The sequence below is a fragment of the Bacteroides sp. PHL 2737 genome (genome assembly GCF_004115325.2).
Taxonomy (GTDB): Bacteria; Bacteroidota; Bacteroidia; order Bacteroidales; family Bacteroidaceae; genus Bacteroides; species Bacteroides hominis.
In genome coordinates this window covers 1,861,226-1,887,567 of record NZ_CP040630.1, presented here as the reverse complement: position 1 = coordinate 1,887,567, position 26,342 = coordinate 1,861,226, and the positions used below count along the sequence as shown (strand labels likewise).

Genomic DNA, 26,342 nt, shown 5'->3' with positions numbered 1-26,342 from the left:
TTCTGTGTTTCTGTTTCATTCGTCTCGTGGAACTTTATGCTCCATCCGGGGGACAAAGTTACAAAAAAACAAGATTCAGGTGGCAACGGAAGAGGTTATTTTTTTCATACAGCCTCTCCGAAAACCAAGAGAGGGAGCCAGGCACGCAGCCAAACTCCCTCTCTTTATTCAGATTAATGTCTTATTTCTTATAGACTTTCAGATTCGTAATCTTGCTATCAAACTTCCCGGCTTTCTCTAATGGGAAAACCAAAGTACGGACATAATTCATAGAATCCTTTCCGGCATTATAGTAAAGTTTCTGAGTATTCATTTCCTCTACCACCTGACCGTTGATAAGTAAACGGGTCGACTTATTATCACCACTGATACCGATGGTTGCTTTCTCACCTTTGTGGATACGGTGACTAAATGTATTCAAATAACCGTCGCGGGCAAAACCTAACATACCACGAATCGGATCGGAGAGATAGAATACGGCATCGGGCGAACGGAACAGTTCTGTACCCTTTGCTTCGTCGGCTCCGTCAATATCGAATGTCACCAGATAGTCGTATCCGATTTCGCGATGGGGTGTCTTGCTGCCCGGGGCAACAGAGGCCTGCTCGTATACCAACCCCGGTGCTGTACCGATACGCCCGAGTTGGTTCACACCCGGAGCCTCACTGATGGCATTACGTTGTTTGTCGAAGTCGGCATAAGGAACAGACGTATCTTTTCCTGTCCACATCTTCACAGCCAAAGTCTGCAAAGCCGGATAAACGCGGTGGTGAATATCTTTTGTCGAGATACCGTTGCCTACATGGTCGTTCCATACGGCAAACATACCACCCAGGACAGAAGGATCTTTCTCCGGGAAAACTGCTTTGCCGATGTGTACAGGAGTCCAGTTCTCATACAGATACTTCGTGTTCAGGTAGTCATAATAGTATCCGGCAGCCGGAACGATGTATACCAGCCCATCAGGAATACTGATCAACTTATATCCCTGTTCGATCATATCTTTCGGATTGGCATAGCCATTGTACCAGGCACTCATGATCACATTCTCCGATTTCACCGGTGTATCACCTTTGGCATGTGTCAGCGCTCCCCATACGCAAGCCTGCTTGCCAAAACTCTCTACATAACGGATATAGTGGTCGGTGAAAGCACGGAACTTCTCTACCACATCTTTCTTTTTATTAGAATATTCGTCAGTACCGATATGCACTTTCTTTCCACGGAATACCGGTTCGTCTCCTTCCAGATACTCCTTAAAGAGACCATCCATAAACTTATAAGTTTCAGGATTGAACAAGTCGAGGTGATCCATGCCATATTCTTTGCTGCCGATCTCCGGTTTATAATGTGTAAAGGCAAGAGTATGTGCCGGAGCATCGATCTCGGGAATGATCTCTACATAAAGATTCTCGGCCAGCTTTTGCAAGTCGATAAATTCACGTTTAGTGTAATATCCGTCTTCTGCAGTCAGTCCGGGATACGTATCCGACTCCAGACGGAACGCAGCATAAGTCTTCGACCAATCATGTTCAAAGTACTGTTTAAAGCCATTATCATTCAGGTGAATCTGCAAAGTATTCATCTTGTAATAAGCCATGATCTTCACATAGTCCTGAAGGAAAGCAAGAGGAATAAACTTACGTCCGCAGTCTATCATGAAGCCACGCACGGCGTAGTCGGGAAAATCGCGCAAAGTTCCTTTCGGGAACTGGTGGTTTTCACTTTGTTCCGCAATCTGGAGCAAAGTACGGGTTCCCCAATATACGCCTATACTTTCGGGAGCAGTCAGCAAGATACGGTCGGTTACTTTTACCGTATAACCTTCTTTACCCAACTTTTTATCTGCGCGGATAGCAAGGATCACATCGCCGGCTCCGCCTTTGCCCTGTACCACTTCGGGTTTATAGCCGAACATTGTTTCACAATCATCGGCCAGCATACGGGCTATGCGCAACAGTTCCGGCTGATTGGCGGGACAGACAATCTTTGTAGCTTCGGTAGGCACAAACGCTCCTTCGGCACCTTTCCACTCTTTCAGTTCGGGAATCACAAAAGGTTTGGGATTAACAACTGCACTGATGCCGGGACAAACCAGGCATAATGCCACAAGAATCATAAAGAATCGGTTAACAAGTTTCATATCGTGTCGTTATAAAAGGGTTAATTCAACCGGACATCCGATTGCGGAACCAAAAGTAATGTAAATCTATCGATTGTACAACATTCTGTTCAAAATAAAAGAAAGTTGGCACCCCGGCAGACAAAATTACATATCCGCTGAAGTGCCAACGCGGGGTCTTTGTTTCCGCTGAAACGGTGACCTCATCACAAACAAAACAAACATCAAGCTGATGGCAAACACCAACTTGCTACAGAAGTCCTTTTCAGGGAACCTCACGGCCTCTCATCCGTAGATCTTAAATAAGTTTACCGGACAAATCGGGGAGAGTAAACCAGAAAGTCGATCCTTCTCCTACCTTTGAATCTACCCCAATTGTTCCGTGCAATCGGTCGACAATGATTTTGCAAAGGGGCAATCCGAGTCCCAGCCCCTGCACAAAGTCGTCAAGTTTCACAAAACGTTCAAATATAAGTTCCTTTTTCTCTTCGGGAATACCACATCCGGTATCCGTCACGTAAAACCAGATCCGGCCTTCCTCTTTCTTCCGATAACCTAAACGGACCGTTCCTTTCAACGTGAACTTTATGGCGTTACACAGCAAATGCTCCAATATCTGTATCAACCGGCCCCGGTCTGTGTAAATATGCGCCCCAAGTTGCTCTCCGTCCCAAGCCAGGACGAGGCTACGTGATTCCGCCTTGGGCCTGTATATCTGTTCAATCTCCTCCATCAACGGGTCAAGGAGAACATCCGAACCGGCCATATCCATCACACCCGACTCAATGTTAGAGAGGTCGATCACATCGTTCATCAGCCGCAAAAGATGTTCCGTATTGCTTTGTATCAAGCCGATATATTCCTGCTGCTCCTTCTCATCGTCCACAATGGAAAGAAGGGATGCAAAACCGACAATCGCATTCAAGGGGGTACGTATCTCGTGGTTCATGTTGGCAATCAATGCCGACTTCAGCCGGTTTGCTTCTTCCGCCCTTTCCTTGGCGGCTGTCAGCTCTTCTTCCAAGGCCTTCCGTTTGGAAATCGACATCAGCGAACCTTCTACCGTCAACAACTTGCCATTCCCGTCGTACTTACCGGGGATGGCATGCATCTCCAACCACTCCAACACCAGTCCTTCTTTCTTTTTGGCCCAGAAACGAAGTTCGATAACTACTTTCTTGACTTTGCCATTCAGCAATTCGCGACAGGCCCTGACCACACGGAAGCGATCTTCCTTGTATATGCCCTCGTAAACACGCGTAATAGAAACCGGGAACAAGTCATTATGAATAATCTCCCACCCTTCGGGATCGTCCGACGGACGGGCATCAAACCAGACCATACGTTCCGCCAGTTCCCATTTCCATGGGAAAACCTCTGCAACCCCAAGTGTCATCAGCAGCTTGCGGTTCACTTCATTCAGCATCTGCTGAGTCCGCAACAGTTCGGTTTGTTCTTTTTGTTTCATTTATGCGTTATTTATTGATACATACGATATTCTGTGAGTGTCATCCCGGTATGCTTCCTGAAAAAACGTCCCAATGACGACTGATTCGCAAAATTTGTCTTGATGGATATCTCCTGTATATTCATGGTAGAGTTCTTCAACATGGCTTTGATCTCTAAAATGGTATACTCTACAATCCAGTCTTTCGCCGTCTTTCCGCTTGCTTCTTTTATCACCATCGACAGATATTTGGAGGTGATACACAATTTGTCGGCATAAAAGGCGACATCTTTATGTTCTCTGTAATGCTGCATTATCAAACAAAAAAAATCATGCGCCAACTTGCTCTTACCCAAGTCCGACTCTCCCTTTGCCAGATGAGATTTGCCATAATAATCATTGTAGATATCCAGATAAAAAATCCTTAATAATAGAAGCACGGACTCTCTCCTGAAAAAGTGGGTAGGATCTTTGGCCCGTTCTGAAAGCGATTCATAAAAACGCTTGAACCGTCCGGCCTCTTCTCCGGTCAGTTCGTACCAGTAATGGCTCCTCATATAAACATAGAAAAGAGGAGAAAAGCGACTGAACCCACTCAACGTATCATCAAAGAGTGCACGGGAGAGCACGACTATATCACAAAGAAAATCACTGCTCAACTCGGTTATCGAAACCAATTGCCCGGGCAGAATAACTGCCAGCTCGTTCTTCGTAAGAATGTGGATATTGTCAAAGATACAAACCTTGGCGGTCCCTCTCAAACATAAAATAATCATTCCGGCTTCAGTGTAGGAAGGAGCAGAAGTCACACGAATGTGCTTCATATTCTCACAAACCATAAGTTCATCCCCCAATAAAGTCGTGGCATAACTATCTGTTATCAATTTCTCACTATCCCTGTTTGGCATCAGAATTCTTTCATTGTTGATACAAAAGTAAAATAACTATGCTAACCCCGTTACCGCACAAGACTTTTGGTATCATAATACGGAAATATGGGGGCTCTTCTTGACATTTTTTTATAAACAAAATGTCTATAAGCCTATAAACAACCTATTCCGCATCTGTTTGTTCGCCCTGTTAATGTATATTGGATTCCGTTCATATCTTTAATATTTTAAGAAAGGGATAGGGACGGAAAAGAATAGATTTCCTATTTTTGCAACCAAATATAACTATAGCAACAAAGATCATGCGTTATCTACTCTCAGCGCCTTCGCACATAAAGGCCACCATCCAGCTTCCGGCGTCAAAAAGTATCAGCAACCGTACGCTTATCATCCATGCACTGTCGAAGGGCAATGACGTGCTTTCGAACTTGTCCGACTGTGACGACACGAAAGTCATGGTCAAGGCTCTGACAGAGGGCGGGGAAGTAATCGACATCCTTGCCGCCGGAACGGCCATGCGCTTCCTGACAGCCTATCTGAGCAGTACGCCGGGCACTCACATCATCACCGGGACGGAACGGATGCAGCAGCGTCCCATACAGATATTGGTGAACGCCTTACGGGAACTGGGAGCCAATATCGAATATACCCGCAACGAGGGTTTCCCGCCCCTGCGGATTGAAGGGGCACCGCTGGCCGGCAACGAAATTACATTGAAGGGCAACGTGAGTTCACAATACATTTCGGCCTTGCTGATGATCGGGCCGATCCTGAAAAACGGTTTGCAGCTCCGGCTGACGGGTGAGGTCATCTCGCGCCCGTATATCAACCTGACCCTGCAACTGATGAAGGACTTCGGTGCATCGGCCCGGTGGACATCGGACCAAAGCATCTCGGTCGAGCCACAGCCTTACCGCTGCGTCCCGTTTACTGTAGAGAGCGACTGGAGCGCGGCCTCTTACTGGTATCAGATGGCTGTCTTGTCTTCCGAAGCGGATATTGAACTGACCGGACTGTTCCGCCACAGCTATCAGGGGGACAGCCGGGGAGCGGAGGTATTTGCCCGGCTGGGAATAGAAACCGAATATACGGAAGAAGGCATACGGCTGAGGAAAAACGGCAGCTGTGTCAAACGGCTGGATGAAGATTTCGTCGACATCCCGGATCTGGCGCAGACGTTTGTCGTGACTTGTGCATTACTGGATGTCCCTTTCCGGTTCACCGGGCTGCAAAGCCTCAAAATCAAAGAGACAGACCGCATCGAAGCTCTTAAAGCGGAAATGAAGAAACTGGGGTATGTGTTATACGACGAGGACGACAGCATTCTGTACTGGAACGGCGAACGCATAGAGCCGCAGGTATGTCCCGTCATAAAGACGTATGAAGATCACCGCATGGCCATGGCTTTTGCCCCGGCAGCGATTCATTATCCGACAATACAGATCGATGAGCCGCAGGTCGTATCCAAGTCATATCCCGGATATTGGGACGATTTGCGCAAAGCCGGTTTTGTGATCGAGGCGCATGCCACAGAAACAATCAGCAGACAGTAAGGTTTAGATTATCTTATAAAAACAGATCATCCAATCCCGTTTCTCCTACCCTCCGGACGGCAGACACAGAAAGCTGAATACGGAGACATCTCCAGCCCCATCACAGAACACCTCCCAAGGTCGATTCCGGAAAAAAGCAAACCCTGCCTCCGCAAAGTTCCGACTTCGGGAGGCAGGGTGCAATAACTTTAAGAATAATCAACATCAGGAGCTGCAGAGCGGTTTCCTTTGCAGCCGGACCGATGTTCATCATCTCAACGGCTCCATCCGGAAGGAATAGCTGTAGACCGTATCTTTCCGTATCTCATAATGGGGACGGGGTCCGGGTCCGCAACTGGCGTTGCCCAATCCCCGCTGAATGCAGTCCAGATTGAGAACAACCTCCGCACGGCGAATGTCCGGCAAATCGTGCCCATACTTCACTTGCCACAGATCTTTGTCCGTATAGTGCTGGACACTGAAGTCAACCGTATCCGTTGCGGTGATTTTGAGTCCTTTGCCCCGGTCGTCGGTCAGTGACAACCAACGGGTATCCGTGCGTCCGCCCATTGTCTGCGCACGCGCATAATGTTCCGCCATATCCGTGACAGTCGTTTGGTAACGCCCGACATAGGCGGCATTCTTCCGGTCACGGTAATTCTCCATCGGGCCGCGGCCATACCACTCGACTTGTTCCAACGAGGGGTTGAGGAACATCTGCAAAGCCAGACGGGGAAGGTCAAAGTTACTACCTGTTGTAAAGTCGGCCGCCACATCGACTACACCGTTACTATGAACCTGATATCTGACGGTATAAGGAACGGTTACTTTCCCTACTTTCACTTCTATTTCCGAAAGGATGGATGCCGACTTTCCGTCCTCTGCCATCTTCCAGTCAAAACCACGCAGCGCGATCACCGGCTGAATCCATTCACGAGGATCATTGTTAATAGAACGATACCAGTTCAGTGACGGTCCTTGCTGCCGATGTATCAGGTTCTGCCCGTCATATCGGAGAGCAATCATCATGCCGGTCTTCGAATCAAACGACACTTCGGTTCCCGGAGCACGGAAACGGATATACTGCCGCTCTTCTATGACCTGCAAAGGCTCTGAAGGTTCCGGCATTTCGGATTTGCGTTTCCTCTCCTTCAGCAAGAACTGTTCCGTTGCCACTACATGTCCGGCTTTAGCCCATACACAGTCACTCTTCAGCTTCACTTCCAGGTTAATGTGATAATCGGCATCTTCCGTCAGATGGCGGAGGAAAGGGATATGAATCGTGCGGTGCTCGCCCGGCTTGCCGTCAGGCAACCCGAACTCCTCTTCTGCCACAGGCACCCCGTCTTTGAGGATGACATAACGCAGGTTGAAATGACGCATATTCAGGAATGAATAATGATTGCGCAACCCCACATTGTTCTCTCCCACTTCTTCAAAAGTCATATATTGGTATACCTTTTTCACTTCCCATAACTTAGGAGTAACCCTACGGTCGGGTGTCACCAGTCCGTTACAACAAAAGTCATTGTCGTTGGGACGATCACCGAAGCTGCCCCCGAAATAATAACGGTCCGGCGCTTCTCCGGGTTTGTTGATGCCCTGGTCCACCCAGTCCCAGATGCAACCTCCGATCATGCGTTTAGACTGATTGGCAATGTAGTCCCAATATTCTTCCAGGTTACCGACGGCATTTCCCATGGCATGTGCATACTCACATAGAAAGAAAGGTTTATTGCGCGGCTCGTTGTCCTGAGCTATCATACTTTCGATGGATGGATACATCCGTGAGTCCATATCGGCAACGTCATTCATTCCTTCATAATGGATGAACCGTGCGTCAATCTCTTTGGCAGCCTGATAAGCAGCCTCGAAATTGGGTCCGCCACCCGATTCATTCCCCATCGACCAGAAGATAACGGAAGGATGATTCTTATCCCGTTCCACCATACGTACCACCCGATCGACAAAGGCACCTTTCCAACTTTCCCGCTTGGTCAGCATCATGTTGCCATGACATTCCAGATCGGCTTCGTCCATCACGTAAAGTCCATAGTAGTCAAACAGAGCATACATCTTCGGATCATTCGGATAATGACTGGTACGAATGGTGTTCAGGTTGAAACGCTTAAAGAGAAGAATATCCTCTATCATGCTTTCTACAGGCACCGCTTTACCGAAACGGGGATGAATATCGTGACGATTGGCACCCTTGAACAACACCAATGCATCATTGATATACACTTTATTGTCACGTATTTCAATTTTGCGGAAACCATATTGTTGGGTAGTTGCCTCGAGCACCTTGCCGGAAGCATCCAGCAATTCCAGATTCACAGTATACAGATAAGGTGTTTCGGCGCTCCAGAGTTGGGGATCACGAATACTTGCTTTTGCAGGCAGACAGATCTCTTTTCCGGCAGCCAGATTACCGACCGCAGTTGTAAACGTACGCAAAGTTTTGCCATCGGCATCCAGCAGTCCTATGCGTACGGAGGCATTCACAGCAGACTTGCCATAGTTCTTCACGTCTGCTTTGACACATAAGTCGGCCTTGTCGAAACGGTCACTGATGACAGAAGTAAGATGCACGTCGCGCAGGCGAAGTTTCGGAGTCGCCACCAGATAGACATCCCGGTGGATACCGCTCAGGCGGAACATATCCTGGTCCTCCAAATAACTGCCGTCACTCCAACGATACACTTCGACCGCCAATATGTTTTTACCCGGCTTCACATACTGTGTGATGTTGAACTCGGCATCATTGTTGGCACCCTGGCTATACCCGACTTTCTTACCATTGATCCACAGATACATAGCACTGTACACTCCATCGAAGTGGATAAACACTTCTTTATTCTTCCAGTCGGCCGGCAGAGAGAATTCCCTCCGATAGGAACCTACCGCATTAGGCTCTTTCTCTACCGTATATCCTCTCTGTCCCTGTATAAAGGGTGGATTGTTGCGTATCGGATAGGTGATATTGGTATAGATGGGGGTGCCGTATCCCAGCATCTCCCAATTGGAAGGAACCGGAATCTCTTTCCAGGCAGACACGTCATAGCCCGGTTTATAGAAATCCACCGGACGTTCGGAAGGTTGCTTTACCCAATGAAACTTCCAGTCACCATTGAGCAACAGATAACGGGAAGAGTGATTGCGTATCCAAGGACGGGTGTACGAAGGATCGCCCTTCATCTCTTCCGTATCGGCAAAGGGGACAAACGTGGAACGCCCTTCTTCTTTGTTAACGGCAAATATCCGTTCATTCTCCCAGTCATTATCACTCCGGGTTTTAAAAGCCTCAGCCACCACTTTCAGATTCGATTTCACGATTTTCCATTGCTGGCTTATTTTCTGCGCATCTGGTTTGAGCTGGTAAACCGGCTCGGCCACAAGGCCGGCATCCGGGAAGCCCAGATTATAACCACTCGCTACACTGGTGAACAAATAATTCCCATTGGGTAAAGCCGTGATACGCCATTGCTGATTGGGATTTTCTTTATTTGGGTCCCATTGGATAACCGGACACTCCTTGCTCCCATTGCCGCTATTGTCGATTCCCAGTTCAGTGAGCGGACTGACAATGGAATAGCAGCCGTTACCGCAAGGAATCAGATTCCAGACCTGCGACTCTTTATGGGGTTCCTTTTTAGAAATAAATATCTTACCACCTAAATCCAGACTCTCCTGATTGTCCAGGACAAGCCCGTTCTGGGTATGGATCTCGTAGCTTTGCTTCGGATCGAACTCCTGGGCACGAACCATTCCTACTGTCGACCACAGAGCAACGCTTACCAGAAACAGATGTTTAAAATTTAGCATACTATTGATATTAAGAAAAGGCAGGGAAGAAAACCAAGGGCTGTATCCGCCAACAAAACGTATGTCTGCCTGTGTGATACAGCCCAAACCTATATTCAACCCAACTACCTATTGTTTTTACTGAAATAAAGCCGATTGTTTGTACACTCCGAATGTATGGATAGCAGGACAAGCAAATCCGTCGAGGATACGAAGACGTACCTGTTTGGCTTTTACCGGTTCGAAACGCACGATCCATTTATACCCCACCGTCTGCTTATCGGTTGCTTCCGGTATCGGGGTCCAGTTACGGCCATCATTGGAGTACTCCACACTCCACTTCGTCGTGCGGTGTCCCAGTTCGATCACTTCCTGAATCATCAGGCAGTCAAACTCCGTCTGCCGGGGAAGGGTGAAAACGATGTCTGAGGTCTTGGCTCCGTCCCTTCCGGCAAAATAAGTTTCCTTATTGTTGTCCGTCAGGAATTCCGGACGGAATTTACCTCCGCGTCCGTTCGTTGCTTTCACCTTGGCCTTAGCCAGCAGATTGTTCCCGAAGGTTTCGTCCAGCCCCTGCTTCAGCAATGCAGCATGAAGTGAATCGGTGGGGTGAATCAGTCCGCGACGATCAGGTGGGAAGTTGAGCAACAGCACGCTGTTATGCCCTACAGAGGTACAATAGATGTCCCAAAGCTCTTTGACACTCTTCACACGGCTGTCTTCTTCGGCATGATAAAACCAACTGGGACGAATGGATACATCAGTCTCGGCCGGGATATAAGCGTCGCCGCCTTTTACTCCCTCGTTCAGTCCTTCGTAATTTTTCCACTCATCTTTGATGCAGACAGAGTCGGTAGTCGCCCAGCAAGGATCACCGGCTTTACCCGATTCGTTCCCCATCCAGCGCACATCTGCAAAAGGATACGAGTTCTTGGTTCCGAAAATGACACAGTCCGGCTGCTTCTCACGCACAATCTTATACCAATGCGTATAGACGGGAGTGGTCAGCTCGTCTGCTCCGGCACCGTCCCACCAGGTTTCCCAGACTTTTCCATAGTCACCCATCAGTTCTTCCAACTGGTGGCCATAATACTGCTTGTACTTCTCCGTAGTATAAAGCGGAGAAAGATGCTCATGCCGGTCGTGCGGTCCCAAATAGATTCCTGCTTTGATGCCATACTCTTCGCAGGCATCTACAAATTCACGTACAACGTCTCCCTTTCCGTTTTTCCAGGCGGAGTTCTTCACACCATAGTCCGTATATTTACTGGGCCAAAGGCAGAAGCCGTCGGCATGTTTGGCGGTGATGATGGCACTGGGAATGCCCGCCGACCGGAGGGTACGCATCCACTGTCCGCAATCGAGAGCCGTAGGGTTGAAGATAGCTGCCGGAGCACGTCCGTCACCTTCGTTTACATACTCCTCGAATGTGTTGATTCCGAAATGGAAGAAAGCGATCATCTCACGGTTGTACCACTCCACCTGGCGTGCGCTGGGAGTTAGTCCGTAAGGTTCCGGAGCCTTCTGTGCCGATACGGGTACCGCCACGGCAGCGATTCCCGCTGCTAAAAATAAATTTCTTAGATTCATGTATTCGTCTGTTTTAGATGTTCGTTATCAAAATAAATTAAGTTCGCTGACCGTCACATGCGGTCCACCGTTCACGGCCGTAATGGTCACCTTCAGATAGCGTCCGTCTACGGCATTGGGCAGGAAGGACCGGAACTCACCCTGTGCCGGGATATCTTTAAACTTGGCGGCGACTGTCCAGGTAGCGTTGTCTTCGCTTACTTCCACGGTCACCTCTTTCGGACCGTCATAGCCCTCTTCGCGTGCCTGGCAGGCAAATCCCTGAATATGGGTGGTTTTCTTCAGATCAATGACAATCCAGTGAGGCGGTTGGGGGTGCTGGTTGCTCCAGTCGGTTCCCCAGAAAGTATTCAGATCGCCATCCAGACAAGCCTCTTTCAGCCCGCTGTGCCCCCAGTCTCCTTCTTTCGGCTCTTCGGACGAAGCGCTCAGGGCTTCCCATCCGGTGCGGTCGAGCAACTCCATATTGCTGGCATCCATCGATCCTCTGAAGATGAAGTAGATGGTCTGGCAACAGTCATCGGCAACAGCTCCCTCTACCGAAGTAATGCTCACGGGCAACAGATACTCTTTGAATGCCTCGATATTACCTTTCGCATGGACTGTGATTACGGCTTCTTCGGACTTCGATGTCCCGGCCTTGACCAGTACTTCTCCGGTCAGGTCATACGCAGCTTCAGGCAGCAGTTCATACTCGGTTCCGTTCTTCGTATTGTATTCGTTCACTTTGTCCGGATCGGCTTGCAGGTGCACCACAGCATCATTGGGTAACCCATACTCCGTCAGTTGCGGATAAGTTTCAGGAGTAACGGCAACATTGAAGGTCTGTACGTAAGGCTCGTCTTCAATGTAAAAATTGGCTTTCACGGCAGTTCCCGCGTCCGGAATATAAATGGTCAGGTCACTGTCATTGTCACTGCATCCCACTGTGCAGCAGAATCCGGCAGCCAGAATGGCTGCCTTCAATATATTCTGTTTCATGATTCGTTTCGTTTTAAGTAGTTATTCCCAGCCGGGATTATTGGGTAACAGGTTCGGATTCATCGTTGTCTCGTCGATAGGCAACGGATGAAGATAGAGCTTATCGTCCCATTTACGGGTCGATCTGTCCGGATAAACAATCAGCAGGTTGTCCTCGGTCAGTTCCCGGGAAAAAGAATCGTACTGCTCTTTCAGCTTGTCCGATACTTTCATTCCGAGCATACTCTTGGGTGCTTCCAGCAACTTACCCGCTTTCCAACGTACAATATCATCCCAACGGAAACCCTCACCGATCAGCTCGACCGCACGTTCGCGGCGGATCTCGTAAAGCAATGGAGAAAGTTCATAGCCATAATCCGGCCAGTTCGGGTCGGTAAAGCCGACATTCACTTTCAGGTGCGGCATCTCTACACGATCTCTGAGTTCGTTGATGGTCAGGTCCAATACATCTTGAGTACATTCGCCCAGTTCGGCCTTTGCTTCGGCATAGTTCAGCAACACTTCGGCATAACGGAAAATAAACACATCCAGTGTAGACTGTCCGATGTTCCACTGTTCCGGATCCGTCGAGTGATACTTCATTACATAATATCCGGTGGTACAATATTTGGTATCTATGACCGGAAGAGCATTAAACTGGCGGGTGCCGTCACTCAGCACCTTGAAAGGAAGCTCCGGATTATCAATAGTCTGGCGCAAACGCGGATCGCGCTGCATCAGTTCGTCCATCGGCATATCTGCCTCTTCGTATTCCGGACTGACAGCAGTGGGCAGACCGTCGGCACACAGGTATTGCTCAAACATGGCACGGCTCAAACCTGTATACGACTCTTCCATCTGGCGGGTATTGTTGTGCATCAACAGCTTGGTAATATAAACCCTCGGCATGATGCACTCACTATTGGAAGATAAATCTTCCTGTACAAACAGGTTATAATAGTCCAGAGTGGGGTTGTCGGTCTTATAAATCGCGTAGCCGCCTTCTTCAATCACTTGTTCCGCAGCCTCGGCAGCTTCACGGTATAACTCTTCATAATCGCCCAGCCCATGATATTTGCGGAAAGACGCCTCGTACAGACAAGCTCTCGATTTGAAAGCCAGCGCGGCATACTTGTGCATGTTACCGATCTTCGTTTCATTGGGTTTGGGAAGGTGTTCGATGGCAAAATCGAGATCTTCCAGGATGTGTGTAAACACGACTTTCCGCGAATCGCGCCCCTTATACAGTTGCTCGGAATCCATCTGTAATTCTGTTTCATACCAAGGTACATCGCCGAAACGCTTCACTTTGTATACATACTCCCAGGCACGGAAGAAACGAACCACAGCCACCGAACGGTTTATCTGTTCCTCGTCACCTTGCACACGTTTGTAGCGGTCCATAAAATAGTTGCAGGAACGGATATTTCCCCAGTCTCCGCTTCCCCATCCGCCACCGGAAGTAGGAATCGTTTCAAGGTTGAAAATCCAGGTCTTCGGTTTCTCGTTCACGTAACAGTCCGATTCGTCATCGGCACCGGGGCCTTGCGCTCCCGGCAGGATTCCGTAAAAGCCATTGGCATAAAGTTCGAGGTCCTGCACACTTGTCCAGAATTTAGGGTCGGAGAGAGAATCCTCAGGATACAGGTCCAGCAGGTCAGAGCAAGAGGTGAACATAAAAGTACATGCCACTGACGCCATCAGTAATATCTTATTCTTTTTCATAATTGTTATCGTATTAGAGGGTAATGTTTAATCCGAATGAAACAGACTTGGTCAGCGGATAGGTGCTGAGGCTCACTGTTTCGGGGTCGTATATGTCAAACAAGTGATCGAACGTCAGCAGGTTTTGTCCGCTTACGTAGAAACGTACATGGTCTATCTTCCATTTGCCCAGCAGTGCTTTCGGCAGCGAATATCCCAATGTAATGGACTTCAGGCGCAGATAAGCGGCATTCTGAAGGTAGCGGGTCTGCGTTTCGCGGTTACCGGTCACGTTGTCATAAGTAGAGCGGGGGAAGTAAGCATTGCGGTTATCTTCCGTCCATGAATCGAGTGCATGCTTGAAAGGTACGTGCCACTCGTTGCCGAAGCCCCAGAACTGGTTACCTCCCAACACTACATCCTTTTTACCGATACCCTGGAAGAATACATCAAAGTCAAAATCACGCCATTGCAATCCACCCTTAATACCATAGCTGTAACGCGGTTCACTGTTACCGATTATCCTTTGGTCACCCGGATCATCAAGCGTATTCTTTCCTTTATTTATCTTGCCGTCACCGTTCAGGTCTTTGTACTTCACATCGCCCGGATACCAACCGCCGCCGTAGATTTCCGACTGGTCGGCATGGGCATTTACTTCTTCTTGTGACTGGAAAATACCTTCGGTAACCAGCCCCCAGATTTCGCCCCACTTCTTGCCAACATAGTGGGTTGAAAGCAGATTCTGCGGATTGTTGAACTTCGTGATCTCTGCCTGATAATCGGACAGTACGAAGCTTACATCATAAGAGAAATCCTTGTTTACGCGGTCTCTCCATCCCATTGAAAGTTCCCACCCGGTTGTTCTCAGATCGGCCGTATTGGCTTGCGGCGCGCCTGTACCCAGCACTGCGGGAAGGGGTGTACCGTTAGTCACCATATCGAGTGTCTTACGCATGTACCAGTCGAAGGTTCCGTAAAGACGGTTGTTCAGCAATGCCCAGTCCACACCTAAGTCTATCTGGCGCACGGTTTCCCATGTCAGGTACGGACTGACGATGCCGCCGGGACTCACACTGGCTATTTTCTTTCCGTCTACCAGATATCCCATCTCGCCATTGGTACCCATTGTGGCTATATAAGGATAGTCGCCGCCAACCGACTGATTACCCAACGAACCATAAGAAGCTCTGAGCTTGAGTTCGTCCACAATCTTCTTGGCCGGTTCGAAGAAAGCTTCGTTCGAGATTCTCCAGGCTGCCGAAACGGACGGGAAGAATACGAACCGCTTGTCTTTAGGGAATTTGGAGGAACCGTCATAACGTCCGTTCAACTCCAAAAGATAACGTTCGGCATAATTGTAGTTGATGCGGGCAAAATATCCCATAGTAGCCCAGGAGTGCTGGCCGCTTCCATTGTACTTCTCTCCGTAAGCCTGTCCCAGACCGGGGAGGTCATTACTGATAAGGTTTTCACGCTCGGCATTGAACCAGCGGTAACTTTTGGTTTCATAATTATATCCCAGCAACAGTTTTATGTTGTGTTTGCCCAAGGACTTGGTGTAGTCGGTATAGGCATTAAACGTCTGATAATAGTTATCGTCGGTGGTAAACTTCACACGGCTCGGAGTGGTATGCGGAAATACGGTTACGATATCCGGATTGGCGGTATGTTCCAATATCTCCTTGCCATGCTGTTTCTTTGAGAGGATATACATGTTATAGGTATAATCCACATTGATGGTCCAGTCTTTCAGGGGAGTGATTTTCAGACCTCCGGTCAGCCAAAGGTCATTCTCTTTGTTCTTACGCTCGCCGGAGATGGACTGAGTGGCTACCATATTGGTCCAACTGCCCTGTCCGGAGAAGTTTCCGTCCGGATGGTAAACCGGCATCATCGGACGAAGGTCGGCACCGTAGAAAGCACTGTTGATCTGTGCCGTCTCGTCACTGTTATTGCTTCCGTAGGGAGCATCCCGGAAAGTATTGTTATAGACGGTTTTTAACCGAACCTGCAACCAATTGGTGATGTCCGAAGTCAGATTCAGGTTGACATTGAAACGGCGGTACTTGTCGTCGTAATGTTTCAGCGTTCCTCCCTGATCGAGGAAGCCTACCGATCCATAATAGGTGGTCTTGCCCGATCCTCCGTTGAGTGACAGCGTGTATTGCTGCATCAAAGTATGATCCTTGATGGTTTCGTCTATCCAGTCGGTGTTACCGCAATACAGATACTTGTTGGGATTGGACGGGTCGATGAATACCGGCAGATTATGCTTCGGGTCGGTATAATAAGCATAGATATGATCCATGTAGTTCTTATCATAATAGTCGCCTCCGCCGGAGTTACGATTGGTCAGATTATGGAAATTGGCAAATGTCCACGAATCCATGTACTCCGGTTTGCGTGTGGGGGAATTGACTGACCAGTTGGACGAGAACGAGATCTTCGCTTTCTCGTCTTTACCCTTCTTTGTCGTAATCAGCACTACGCCATAGGCTGCCTGTGTTCCGTAGATAGAGGCGGAAGCCGCATCTTTCAATACCGAAACACTTTCCACATCGGCCGGGTTAATCATATTGGGATCCATCTGCACACCGTCGACCAACACCAAGGGGCCCGAAGAGTTGATGGAGGTAGTACCACGGACATTGAATCCGTATCCTTTGCCCGGTGCACCGTTATCGGCAGAAATATTCAGGTTACCGATCATACCCTGCAATCCCTGGCTGAGGTTCGTGATAGGACGGCTTTCGAGTGTCTCCGCCGAAACACTGGCTACGGCTCCGGTCAGATTCGCTTTCTTTTGCGTGCCATAACCCACCACCACTACTTCGTCCAGTGTTTTGGTATCTTCTTTGAGGGTGATCTCCAGATGGGTCTTTCCGGTAACGGTTACAACCTGTGTTTCCATCCCGATAAAGGAGATTTCAAACTGTTCACCCTGATCTGCGTCAATCGAGAAGTTACCTTCGATGTCGGTAATAGTTCCCCGACCGGGAGCACCTTTGATCTGCACAGAAGCTCCGGGCAGGGGGAAACCTGTGTCATCGAGAACACGGCCGGTTATTTTCTGTTTCTGTTGTGCTGCCTGCACCACTTCGGCAGGTTCTGCATTGTAGTTTTGAGAAGCAAGGCAAGGTTGAAGTCCCATACCCGAAAGAAGGACAAACATCCCCGAGGCCCTTACGGCTCTTTCTACTAATTTTCGTTTTCTCATAATAATAACAAGTTAAAATTAACATTAGGAATCAAGCAAGGCGTTGCTGACTCTTTTTATTTAAAGACGAAAGCAAATGTATCTCTATGGTCTTAAGAGAGGGATTAAATAAGGGTTAACGAAGCAATTAACCTCGTGTATTTCTTGTTAACCCCGCGCCACAGTGCTCCAGACACAGAATCCTCTAAGTTAAAATATGCACAAAGGTAGCATAAAGAGACACCAAGCTATCAGAAAGACAGTAAAAAGCCTTTTTCACTGACTGTACCCTTTACAGAAAAGGAGCAACCGGAAGAAACATGCAGGCAAAACCGGGCAAATGGAGGTGAAAAGCCGGGCTTTTTCTCCTCGATAGCCTTGATTGGGAGTGAAAAGAGCCGGGCTTTTCCGAAAAAGAAGTAAGCATTTGGTCGAAAAGAAGTAAGCATTCCCGGAAAATGCTTACTTCTTTTTCAAATATCTCTATATGTTTTGGTCGATAACATATATTGTTACGGAGACAGAGGGTCTGCGGGAACTATTTTACTTCTGGTTGGATGACCGGGAGAAGGCTTCACGAAGTATCGAAAGGACAGGTATTCCACCATTAAGCGGACAGGAGGCACGGGAGGGCATCGCTTACGTTTCTCCACTGATTGAAAACAGGCAGAATTACTGCCGGAAAGATAAACAGATAAACGAAATGGCGGCGTTTTTTCGCCCCCGCCTTGTCCAATGGCCGAAATAACGAAAACCGGGAGGCTTTCGTTAGCATTTTGACAAACTGGCAACGGGACAATACTTAAACTTTGATGTCGGCGAAAGCAATGCTGTATTCCTCGTTCATCATCCGCTTATAATCCTTTGTAAACGCGGCATAACGCCTGATGGCCTCTTCCGGATTATTCTGTTTCCGAAGGGCGCAAACCGTGTAGGCAAGTGCCATATCCGACAAAGGATCGGCTATGAAAAGGATGTTACAAAGACGGATGACGATACTGAACCGGGCATCTTTGTAAGCAAGTTCCAGCTGTTCGGGCAGCAGAGAATGAATCAGAGATTCCACCTTCTGTTTATAATAATCGAAGAGATCGGATTCGACAGTAGATATGAACTTGCCCCGCAGAAGTATTTCCAACCATTCGGCACGGATGGCACCGGGACTCTCCTTCTTTTTCTTTTCGGGAGAAGTAAGAGCAATCAGACGGATATAATCGCAATAGAACTCTTCGCCAAACACCAGGCAGAAGTATCCGTTGCGGAATACAAGCTCGATACCGTCTACATCCTGCAATATCTTTCTCAGATGATTCATGGCTACTCCCTTCAGGTTCTTCACGTTACTATCGGGTTTGTCCGGCCAGAATATCTTATTCATATCCGATGAAAGCACCCCTCTCTTCCCCACACTGTTCAACAGAATATATAAAAAGAGAACACGCAGCTTAGGACTGAGCATATAAGTTATATCACGCCCGGCATTGTCAAGTATGGTAAACATACCAAAAAGAAAAATCGCATTCTTATCGGGCGGCAATACAGCCGGCAACTCATCCCACTCAGAAGGTTCTTTTCCAAGTTCGGATTCCTCGATCTCAGGCAGCTCCATAACCGAAAGTTTCGGGGCACTCTGCCCTCTTTCGGGAAGAACCCCGGCAGATGTTTCCTCCGGGGATGCCGCATTCCGTTTCCGCCTGTAACGTACGATTCCCCATACACAGGCCATCAAGAACAATACCCCGCCAACGATTCCCCCGGTCAGCCTGTTGTTCAGAGTGGTCCGCATCCGGCTGTAATATTCCACATCGGCCAGAGTCACCGGCGGAGCAGCCAGAGAATAGAGGCGGGTAGTCACCTGACCGTGCTTCTCGAACTCCTGAACAGAGCAGTAGAACTCGCCGAGTTCTTCATTGAAATAAAGATTGGCATTGGTGGCAATCTCTTCCGAAACAATGGGAATGCTGTCTCCCACCACTTCACACTCTCCGTCACGGACGGACAAACGGTATAGTTGCAAAGTGGAATTGGGCAGATATTCCGGATACCCCAACAGGAACAGGTATTTTTCATCGGCAGAGAGTATCATATTGCGGGGGACCACCCGGTTGACCGCCGGTGCTTTCACTTCCCAGAGTTTCCGTACCGAACGGGTGTCCATATCCACCCGGTACAGATCGTACAGATAGTTGCGTCCCACATTCTGATCACCGGCTTCATTGCCCATGCCTCCATAAAGGTAAACCCGTTTGTAATCGCGGCTGACGGCCATACCGGAAAAATAGCGGGGAGTTACCCGGTCGCCCGAGAAAGTCAGTGTATCCCAGCGGCAAGTTTTCAGGTCGTATGCAAGAAACGTATTGCTATACCTGCGGCTTCCGTAACCGCCAAACAGAAAGAATTTCTTTTCGGCCGGATGAAAGAATCCGCTATGATGATGGAGTTGCTGACAAAGATAATCGGTACTGGCTGAACGCCACTCGTTGGTGGAAAGATCGAGTGCCGCCACCATGGCATCACCGTGCGAGTCGGCTACTTCGTAGGTATACAGTTCGCGGGAAGCCTCATCCAGGAAGTTCATACCCAGACGAAGCTGAACCGGCAAAGGATTCTTATAAGGCACCTGCAACAATTCGTGGGTATAGAGGTTGAACGTAGACAGAGAGTCCTGATTAAAGAAAAGAATCTCCTGATGTGTTTTGTCAAAGTTCAGACCGGAGGGTGTGGAAGAGTAATCCGTAAAAAGCTCTTTCCAATAGTAGGACTGATTGATAAGCCACATGGGGTTGGTAACCCGTCCCACAACATGTCCCCGGCTGTCGTGTACATCTTCTCCGCTACTCTCGTTCAAAGGGAATATCATGATCTCTTCTCCGTCGGTAAGCGACAGGTTACGGATGGCATACGAAGCCACGTCCAGAATGTATTCACATTTACCGAAATAAATATGCGGAGAGAAGCCGCCTTTCTCCAATCCCAGATTAGAGATCTCTTTGCTTTGGCTGCCAACGGTTATCCGGGCCTGGTCTTTGTGTATGTCCAGCGCAATGGAGACGGGCAACCAACGATGGTCATAATCTTCTTTATTCAGTTCAAAAGTACAAAAGATACGTTTGCCGTCTTCGTTAAAAGAAAAAGAACAGCGGTCACCGGGTTTATGAAGATAGGTGAAGCTATAGGTCTTTCCGGCATCCCGGTCTTCCAGATAAAGGATATAACCGGGACTCTCCACATTCCGTACCAGATAGTCAAAAGAGATGCAGAAGGTGTTGGTAAAGGTACGCTGATGTTCCTCGCGCAGGACAGAATAAGTGGCACGCTCACTGATCCGCTTCTCATTTCCATAGAAAAGAAGTCCCTGCGGGAAACAATCGGCTATACAAAGCCATATCATTCCGATAGCAAACAAACATCTCAACCTTCTCATATACTGTTCTTCGATAAATGCGTCATCCGTTCCATAGTGCAACAAAAATACGAAAAATAATAGAAATGGCAAAAGTATATACAGAAAAGGTAATCATTAGCAATAAAACGTAAAGCGCAGATAATCATGTATGTTTGTCGCTTGTAGTCGTTAGCTGTCCACCCTTGAAAAAGAAAAAAAGAGCGTATTCAAGTAGTAGTTCCGTTGCTTATCCGTTACCCTTTTTATTGGTCGGCAACAGGCAGAAAAACAAGGAAATAGGACGGACTTCTGCAAATCTGCTCGTTTCTCTCTTTTCGCTGTCCTTATTAGACCTTTGAACGGTTTGTTTGTCAGTGGCTTGCATCATTTCAAATAACTCTGTTGAATGTAATTTTATCAACTTAAAAAAAACAGAGATATGAAAACAGAATTGAAAGTACATTTCTACCTAAGAAAGACCGATGAAAAGAAAAACGGCGAGTGTCCCGTTATAGGAAAAATCACTATTGGAAAAGACGTTGTACAATTCAGCGCAAAACTTACCGCCAAAGCATCCCTTTGGGATATTGTTTCAGGCAGGGTAACGGGTAAGAGTAAACACGCCACCGAAATAAACGCCACACTGGATAAAATCAATGTAGCGGTAAACACCAGTTACCGCAAATTACAAGAAATAAAAAATACTATCACCGCAAGCGAGGTAAAGAACGCATTTCAAGGCATCGCATCCGGGCAGGAAACACTAATCAGCTACTTTGCACGCCACAATGAAGATTTTAAGAAACGTGTAGGCGTGAACCGTGAGTTATCCACACAGGTACAGTATGAAAACTCCCTGAACCATCTTAAACGGTTTATGTCGTTGAAATGTAAGTTATCGGATATTCCATTTACACAGCTTGATTTCTCTTTCATCGAGAAATACGATTTTTATCTGCGTGTGGAATTGAAATTAAAACCCAACACGATATTAGGCATCATGCGCCATTTGCGTAAAATGATAAAACTTGCCACTGGTGAGGGGATTATAACCCGTGACCCTTTTGACAGTTATTCACCTGAAAGACCCAAAGCCGAACAGAAATATCTGACACGTGATGAATTACAGAAGATAATAACCACGCCCTTAGACCATCCATGCAGGTACTTAACCCGTGATATGTTTCTATTCTCTGTTTTCACCGGATTGGCGTACAGGGATATTTGCAACCTTACAGAAAAGAATATTGTCAGGGCTTCCGATGGCGTGCTATGGATAGAAACCACCCGGCAGAAAACCGGAACGCCTTGTGAAATTCCCCTGATGGAAATACCCTTGCAAATTCTTGACAAATACAAAGGTTTAGCCCCTGACGGGAAACTGTTGCCAATGCAGAGTTGCGGCAGGTTGAACAAGAACCTGAAAGTTATCGCCCAACTTTGCGGACTGAAAAGAAAGCTCATCTTTCATGCCGGAAGGCACACATACGCATCCGAAATTTGCTTATCTCAAGGCGTACCGATAGAAACAGTAAGCCGCATGTTAGGGCATAGAGATTTACGTTCCACGCAGATATACGCAAAAATCAGCAATAATAAAATATCAGAGGACACCGATAAACTGGAAGAACGGATAAAAGATAAATTCTGGTTGGTTGGCACAGAGCAATAAACAAATCATTCTAAATAACTATCAATATGGAAAAGAATACAAAAGCCCAAAGAAGCACCTTTGCTGTCTTGTTTTATCTCAATACGTCCAAACGTAAAAAAGACGGTACTTGTCCGATTGTCGGACGTATAACGGTAGATGCGAACTCCGTACAGTTCAGCACGAAAATAAATCTTTCTTCCTCTGATTGGGACGCAAAGAAAGGACGGGCGAAAAAAGAACTCACGGAGATAAACCGGACACTTGACCGTTTGGAGAAGCAGGTAAAAGTCCACTATTCCCGGATAGTGGAAATCGAAGGGTATGTAACAGCCGAAAGGGTGAAAAATGCCTTAAACGGTATCGGGGAAAAAGCGAGTAACCTGTTACAACTGTTTCAGGAACATAACACGGAGTATGAAAAATGTGTAGGTGTAAATCGTGTTTACGATAGTTACTATTGCTATCTATTGACGTACAGGCATCTCTCCAACTTTATCCGCATGAAATACAATTCGGAAGATGTGCCCTTAATCAGCCTGACACATAAGTTTATTAATGATTTTGATTTCTATTTGAGAGTAGATAAGCGGATGCAGGCAAGTACCGTTTTGGGACACATGATTTTATTAAAGAAAATAGTTACAAGTGCCATCAATCAGGGAACACTAAGACGTAACCCGTTTATGAATTATGTAGCGGAACAGCCTTTGAAAAAGTACAGGTACTTGACGAAAGAAGAATTTCAAAAAATACTCACCACTCCGATAGTGACTAAAAGATATTACCGTACAAGGGACTGGTTTGTTTTTTCGTCTTTTACGGGTTTGTCGTATGCGGATATGTGCGCCTTGTCGGTTGATAACCTGATAACGGAACAGGACGGCAGCACATGGATAAAGATACCACGCCAAAAGACAGGGACGGTATGCAGCATCAAACTATTAAGTATTCCTTTGATGATTATTGAAAAGTACAAGGACGAACGGAAAACAGATAAGGTTTTTAACATGATAAGCCTTTCCAATATCTGTATTAACCTGAAAGAAATAGCCAAATTATGTGGCATAGAACGAAATTTAACCTATCACATGGCACGTCATACCTATGCAACCCAAACGTGTATCTCACAGGGAGTTCCGATAGAAACGCTTAGTAAACTCATGGGACACCGTTCCATTCAGACGACACAGATATACGCCAAAATCACCAATCAGAAAGTAAACGAGGATATGAAAAAACTCTTTACCAAAGTAAGCGGTAAATACCAAGTGCTTGAAAGTGACATTACTTCGGACATAGCACACAAGAAATTCTCTCAATGGCTGAAAGTGAAACTGATATTTCCCGAAAAAGACTAACTAAATATTATGCGAACTTCACTATTCAACAGACGGAATGTTACTATACTTTCCGTCTGTTCTATTTGACAATATTTATTGCGTGTTCAATAGTTCTATCAACAAGCTCATAGGTGTTTTTTATTATGCTTTCTTGATATTCAAGGCTAAGCTCTTTTCTTTCCATTTCTTCTGTTTGATTAAGGTCTATTCCTTCTCTTATTTTTTTATCTATATAAACAACAGGTACTAACAAAGGCATTACTCCATCCTTAACTGTAAGTTTTCCCATAGGTGTGAAATTTTGATTATGCTTCAAATTATTATCATGTTCAGTAACTTTTCTTATCCATGTATCATATGATTTTATTAAATAATCCATATACAAATTAGATTTTTGCTTTTGCAATGCAATTCTTATCAATCCCTTGCCTTCAGGAACTTTGATATTGTAAAATCCAAATCCTTCTTTTTCTTTAATTTCGGAATACACTCGACTTAAAAGTATAGGTATTCTCTCTATTAGTACCCGTATTGAATGAAATGTTGTTTCAAAATTAATCTGATTAATTAACTCAAAAGGACTAAGCCGTGAATTTATAGTTAAATCACCTATATATGAATGATATATCGGTGCTAAATAAATTGGACGCATATTATTTAAGACGGCATAAAGTGCAAATTGTTGTTCACATTTATTATATGATAAATTTTGCTTTATTTGTTCCAAATATAGTTCAAATGTCTGATTAGTCTTTTCAATATTTTCTTTTGCTTCCGCTTCCGCTTTTTTTTGCATTTCTTGTATAAAGCTCTTATAGTCATCCATATGATATTATTTTTTTGAATTACGAAGATAGGAAAAATTACACAGATTTACTATCCGGCTTTCGTACTTTTTCCAAAGCTGAATAAAACATTAACAAAGGTAAGCTCCGTATTCCGTCCGTTCAAGTCCAAGCCCTACGGGTTTGAAAGAAAATCTCCACACCTCACGATGTTCGGGTAGTATTTTCTTCCAAAGACTTGCACAGACGGAATACTACACTAATAAAGTTAATGTTCTTAGTCAGTTTCGGAAAAAAATGTGTTGTTTCTGAGAAGTGGGCTATTCCTGCCGTTCCTTGTTGTAGTAGGTCTGTAAAAGCCTTTCTATATCACTTTGACGGTAGATGATTTTACCTTTTATCTGAATATAAGGGATAACGCCCGTATCTCTCCACTCTTGCAGCGTGCGGATGCTTACTTTCAAACATTTGGCTGCTTCCCTGTTGCTTAGAAACTTTTCACCGTTCAAATGTGGTTTGTTTTCCTTTGCCAGTCGGCTGATACCGTCTAACATTCTTTCCATAGACTGAAAGAAGTCTTTAATTATCTCACTATTGCCGTTTATCAGTTCCATATTATTACATCGTTATATTGATTTATAATTCGTTTGTATGATTGACAGACATACGCCTGTCAGTTACGCAGATATTCGCCATAGTAGGATATGGAAATACTATCTTTTACCACATCATAACTGATATAAAGCCGTTTAAAGGCTTCAATGATGAAGTAACGGTTATCTCCTTTCTGTATCTCGTAAACGGCTGGTTTCGCTTGTCCGTTATCCGATACATGGAGCATCGAAAGGAAATACTTTTTCTTGCTTTGGTATATCATCACCGTAGGATGAAGATTTAAACTTTCCCATATTCCGACAATAGCAGATAATTTGAATGATTTGTTTATTTCCGTATTATATTCTTCTTTATTTTCCATATGGCAATCTTTATTTATTGTTTGATGTATAATTCGTTTTCTTGTTTTCCGTACATTCTACAATCAGTCTTTCAATATCGGCAGATTTATAGTACAGTTTGTTACCTATTTGGGAGTAGCCCAGTTTACCGCAATCCCGGTAGTTCTGTAAACTTCGGATGCTGATACCGAGCAGGGCACACACTTCACGACCTGACAGCCATTTATCCGGCTGACAGGTATTCTCTTTACAAATCCTTTCCACCTGACTGGCGAAGCCGGAAAACCGACCGCACACCTGTTTAAAGGTCTGTTCCTCAATAGTTACGATGTTCATACCTTTTTCTCTTTTGACTGGTTAAATATTCCTTTCTGCATTTCTTCCCGATAGAGAGCCGAAAGAACATCATTGTGTGTGTTTAGATGCTGTTCCAGTACATTGTCTATGAAGTTACCGACACTTACCTGTTTGCCTGTAATCACGCCTACAATCTGCATGATACGTTTCTGTATCTCTCCGCTTATGTACACGCTTTGACGGTTGCAGATTGTTCGCTTTTGGAGATACGCCGCTTTGTAGCTCTCCTGCTTTTGCTGTAATGATTGTTTTACTTCTTCCATACTTTCAATTTTTAATGATTTATAAATAAGTTGATTGATTTCTGATACTGATTGAAAGAAAGTAAGCCAGTTTTATAGCTATATCGCTTTATCTTTAAATAGCTTTCAGGCATAGTTTAAAGCCATTTCTAAAGATTGTTTGGCAGTCTTATATATTGCTTTCATTCAATCAATTTTCAGCAAAGAAAAGGGTAAAAACAGATGCTTTTTAAAAAGGTATTACTTTGTCCGTCTGTGTCATTATTTGGCGTAGTAGGCTATATTTCAAAGATAAATAGCTGTCTGTAATTTTGTAACTGAAAAAACAGACATAGGAAGAAGCCGAACCGCTTGCTTTGGTAATCCGACGAAAGG

General features: G+C 46.1%; 18 protein-coding genes. 4 read left to right on the top strand and 14 right to left on the bottom strand.

The genetic code is table 11. The features are described from left to right. Positions 1-181: 181 nt before the first annotated feature. The 3 genes from DBK98_RS07815 to DBK98_RS07805 all read right to left on the bottom strand — a co-directional run bounded on the left by DBK98_RS07815 (position 182) and on the right by DBK98_RS07805 (position 4,477). Complete coding sequence (locus tag DBK98_RS07815) at positions 182-2,143, bottom strand: family 20 glycosylhydrolase (protein ID WP_005810500.1); 1,962 nt, start codon at positions 2,141-2,143, stop codon at positions 182-184. A gap of 277 nt (positions 2,144-2,420) precedes the next feature. Further along, positions 2,421-3,590, bottom strand: coding sequence for a HAMP domain-containing sensor histidine kinase (locus DBK98_RS07810; RefSeq protein WP_005810502.1), 1,170 nt, complete (start codon positions 3,588-3,590; stop codon positions 2,421-2,423). A gap of 11 nt (positions 3,591-3,601) precedes the next feature. Further along, on the bottom strand, positions 3,602-4,477 hold the full coding sequence (locus DBK98_RS07805) for an AraC family transcriptional regulator (protein ID WP_005810504.1): 876 nt from the start codon (positions 4,475-4,477) through the stop codon (positions 3,602-3,604). Positions 4,478-4,761: 284 nt separating this feature from the next. Between DBK98_RS07805 and aroA the strand changes: the two genes are divergently transcribed. Further along, positions 4,762-6,012 (top strand): 3-phosphoshikimate 1-carboxyvinyltransferase, encoded by a 1,251-nt coding sequence (gene aroA / locus DBK98_RS07800; protein ID WP_032537236.1) that lies wholly within the window; start codon positions 4,762-4,764, stop codon positions 6,010-6,012. Positions 6,013-6,261: 249 nt separating this feature from the next. On the opposite strand, the gene DBK98_RS07795 is transcribed toward aroA, so the two are convergent. The 5 genes from DBK98_RS07795 to DBK98_RS07775 are packed head-to-tail and all read right to left on the bottom strand — an operon-like array spanning position 6,262 to position 17,269. Further along, complete coding sequence (locus tag DBK98_RS07795) at positions 6,262-9,915, bottom strand: glycoside hydrolase family 2 TIM barrel-domain containing protein (protein ID WP_032537238.1); 3,654 nt, start codon at positions 9,913-9,915, stop codon at positions 6,262-6,264. 18 nt (positions 9,916-9,933) lie between these two features. Next, entirely contained in the window at positions 9,934-11,385 is a 1,452-nt protein-coding gene (locus DBK98_RS07790; RefSeq protein ID WP_005810512.1) for an alpha-L-fucosidase, read from the bottom strand. 27 nt (positions 11,386-11,412) lie between these two features. Continuing rightward, positions 11,413-12,366 (bottom strand): discoidin domain-containing protein, encoded by a 954-nt coding sequence (locus DBK98_RS07785; protein WP_032529905.1) that lies wholly within the window; start codon positions 12,364-12,366, stop codon positions 11,413-11,415. Between the two features lie 21 nt (positions 12,367-12,387). Next, the gene (locus tag DBK98_RS07780) at positions 12,388-14,070 is read right to left on the bottom strand and encodes a RagB/SusD family nutrient uptake outer membrane protein (RefSeq protein ID WP_005775431.1); all 1,683 of its coding nucleotides are present in this window, start codon (positions 14,068-14,070) and stop codon (positions 12,388-12,390) included. 13 nt (positions 14,071-14,083) lie between these two features. Further along, positions 14,084-17,269, bottom strand: coding sequence for a TonB-dependent receptor (locus DBK98_RS07775; RefSeq protein WP_005775430.1), 3,186 nt, complete (start codon positions 17,267-17,269; stop codon positions 14,084-14,086). A gap of 466 nt (positions 17,270-17,735) precedes the next feature. On the opposite strand from DBK98_RS07775, the gene DBK98_RS07770 reads away from it, so the two are divergent. Continuing rightward, positions 17,736-17,996: a hypothetical protein gene (locus DBK98_RS07770; protein ID WP_032537240.1), complete on the top strand. Its 261-nt coding sequence runs from the start codon at positions 17,736-17,738 to the stop codon at positions 17,994-17,996. A 54-nt stretch (positions 17,997-18,050) separates the two neighbouring features. Here DBK98_RS07770 and DBK98_RS07765 read toward each other — a convergent pair whose 3' ends face one another. Then, complete coding sequence (locus DBK98_RS07765) at positions 18,051-20,717, bottom strand: kelch repeat-containing protein (RefSeq protein WP_032537241.1); 2,667 nt, start codon at positions 20,715-20,717, stop codon at positions 18,051-18,053. A 355-nt stretch (positions 20,718-21,072) separates the two neighbouring features. Between DBK98_RS07765 and DBK98_RS07760 the strand changes: the two genes are divergently transcribed. Both DBK98_RS07760 and DBK98_RS07755 read left to right on the top strand, forming a co-directional pair. Further along, the gene (locus tag DBK98_RS07760; protein ID WP_032537243.1) at positions 21,073-22,305 is read left to right on the top strand and encodes a site-specific integrase; all 1,233 of its coding nucleotides are present in this window, start codon (positions 21,073-21,075) and stop codon (positions 22,303-22,305) included. Positions 22,306-22,331: 26 nt separating this feature from the next. Next, on the top strand, positions 22,332-23,645 hold the full coding sequence (locus DBK98_RS07755; protein ID WP_032537245.1) for a site-specific integrase: 1,314 nt from the start codon (positions 22,332-22,334) through the stop codon (positions 23,643-23,645). 61 nt (positions 23,646-23,706) lie between these two features. Here the strand turns inward: DBK98_RS07755 and DBK98_RS07750 are convergent, their stop codons facing one another. The 5 genes from DBK98_RS07750 to DBK98_RS07730 all read right to left on the bottom strand — a co-directional run bounded on the left by DBK98_RS07750 (position 23,707) and on the right by DBK98_RS07730 (position 25,988). Continuing rightward, complete coding sequence (locus DBK98_RS07750) at positions 23,707-24,453, bottom strand: hypothetical protein (protein WP_032537246.1); 747 nt, start codon at positions 24,451-24,453, stop codon at positions 23,707-23,709. Positions 24,454-24,732: 279 nt separating this feature from the next. After that, a complete protein-coding gene (locus tag DBK98_RS07745) occupies positions 24,733-25,026 on the bottom strand; it encodes a helix-turn-helix domain-containing protein (RefSeq protein ID WP_032537247.1) in 294 nt (97 codons plus the stop codon). A 59-nt stretch (positions 25,027-25,085) separates the two neighbouring features. Further along, positions 25,086-25,388, bottom strand: coding sequence for a DUF3876 domain-containing protein (locus tag DBK98_RS07740; protein WP_032537248.1), 303 nt, complete (start codon positions 25,386-25,388; stop codon positions 25,086-25,088). Between the two features lie 10 nt (positions 25,389-25,398). Beyond that, positions 25,399-25,704: a helix-turn-helix domain-containing protein gene (locus tag DBK98_RS07735; protein ID WP_032537249.1), complete on the bottom strand. Its 306-nt coding sequence runs from the start codon at positions 25,702-25,704 to the stop codon at positions 25,399-25,401. After that, positions 25,701-25,988, bottom strand: coding sequence for a DUF3408 domain-containing protein (locus DBK98_RS07730; RefSeq protein WP_032537250.1), 288 nt, complete (start codon positions 25,986-25,988; stop codon positions 25,701-25,703). Before DBK98_RS07730 ends, DBK98_RS07735 begins: the two co-directional genes overlap by 4 nt. Positions 25,989-26,342: the final 354 nt, after the last annotated feature.

Bases quoted from the DNA above. Each gene is read 5' to 3' on its own strand.
- DBK98_RS07775 (WP_005775430.1), bottom strand. From the start codon at position 17,269: ATGAGAAAACGAAAATTAGTAGAAAGAGCCGTAAGGGCCTCGGGGATG.
- DBK98_RS07745 (WP_032537247.1), bottom strand. From the start codon at position 25,026: ATGGAACTGATAAACGGCAATAGTGAGATAATTAAAGACTTCTTTCAG.
- DBK98_RS07780 (WP_005775431.1), bottom strand. From the start codon at position 14,070: ATGAAAAAGAATAAGATATTACTGATGGCGTCAGTGGCATGTACTTTT.
- DBK98_RS07785 (WP_032529905.1), bottom strand. From the start codon at position 12,366: ATGAAACAGAATATATTGAAGGCAGCCATTCTGGCTGCCGGATTCTGC.
- DBK98_RS07815 (WP_005810500.1), bottom strand. From the start codon at position 2,143: ATGAAACTTGTTAACCGATTCTTTATGATTCTTGTGGCATTATGCCTG.
- DBK98_RS07770 (WP_032537240.1), top strand. From the start codon at position 17,736: ATGTTTTGGTCGATAACATATATTGTTACGGAGACAGAGGGTCTGCGG.
- DBK98_RS07730 (WP_032537250.1), bottom strand. From the start codon at position 25,988: ATGGAAGAAGTAAAACAATCATTACAGCAAAAGCAGGAGAGCTACAAA.
- DBK98_RS07790 (WP_005810512.1), bottom strand. From the start codon at position 11,385: ATGAATCTAAGAAATTTATTTTTAGCAGCGGGAATCGCTGCCGTGGCG.
- DBK98_RS07735 (WP_032537249.1), bottom strand. From the start codon at position 25,704: ATGAACATCGTAACTATTGAGGAACAGACCTTTAAACAGGTGTGCGGT.
- DBK98_RS07810 (WP_005810502.1), bottom strand. From the start codon at position 3,590: ATGAAACAAAAAGAACAAACCGAACTGTTGCGGACTCAGCAGATGCTG.
- DBK98_RS07740 (WP_032537248.1), bottom strand. From the start codon at position 25,388: ATGGAAAATAAAGAAGAATATAATACGGAAATAAACAAATCATTCAAA.
- DBK98_RS07750 (WP_032537246.1), bottom strand. From the start codon at position 24,453: ATGGATGACTATAAGAGCTTTATACAAGAAATGCAAAAAAAAGCGGAA.
- DBK98_RS07755 (WP_032537245.1), top strand. From the start codon at position 22,332: ATGGAAAAGAATACAAAAGCCCAAAGAAGCACCTTTGCTGTCTTGTTT.
- DBK98_RS07805 (WP_005810504.1), bottom strand. From the start codon at position 4,477: ATGCCAAACAGGGATAGTGAGAAATTGATAACAGATAGTTATGCCACG.
- DBK98_RS07760 (WP_032537243.1), top strand. From the start codon at position 21,073: ATGAAAACAGAATTGAAAGTACATTTCTACCTAAGAAAGACCGATGAA.
- aroA (WP_032537236.1), top strand. From the start codon at position 4,762: ATGCGTTATCTACTCTCAGCGCCTTCGCACATAAAGGCCACCATCCAG.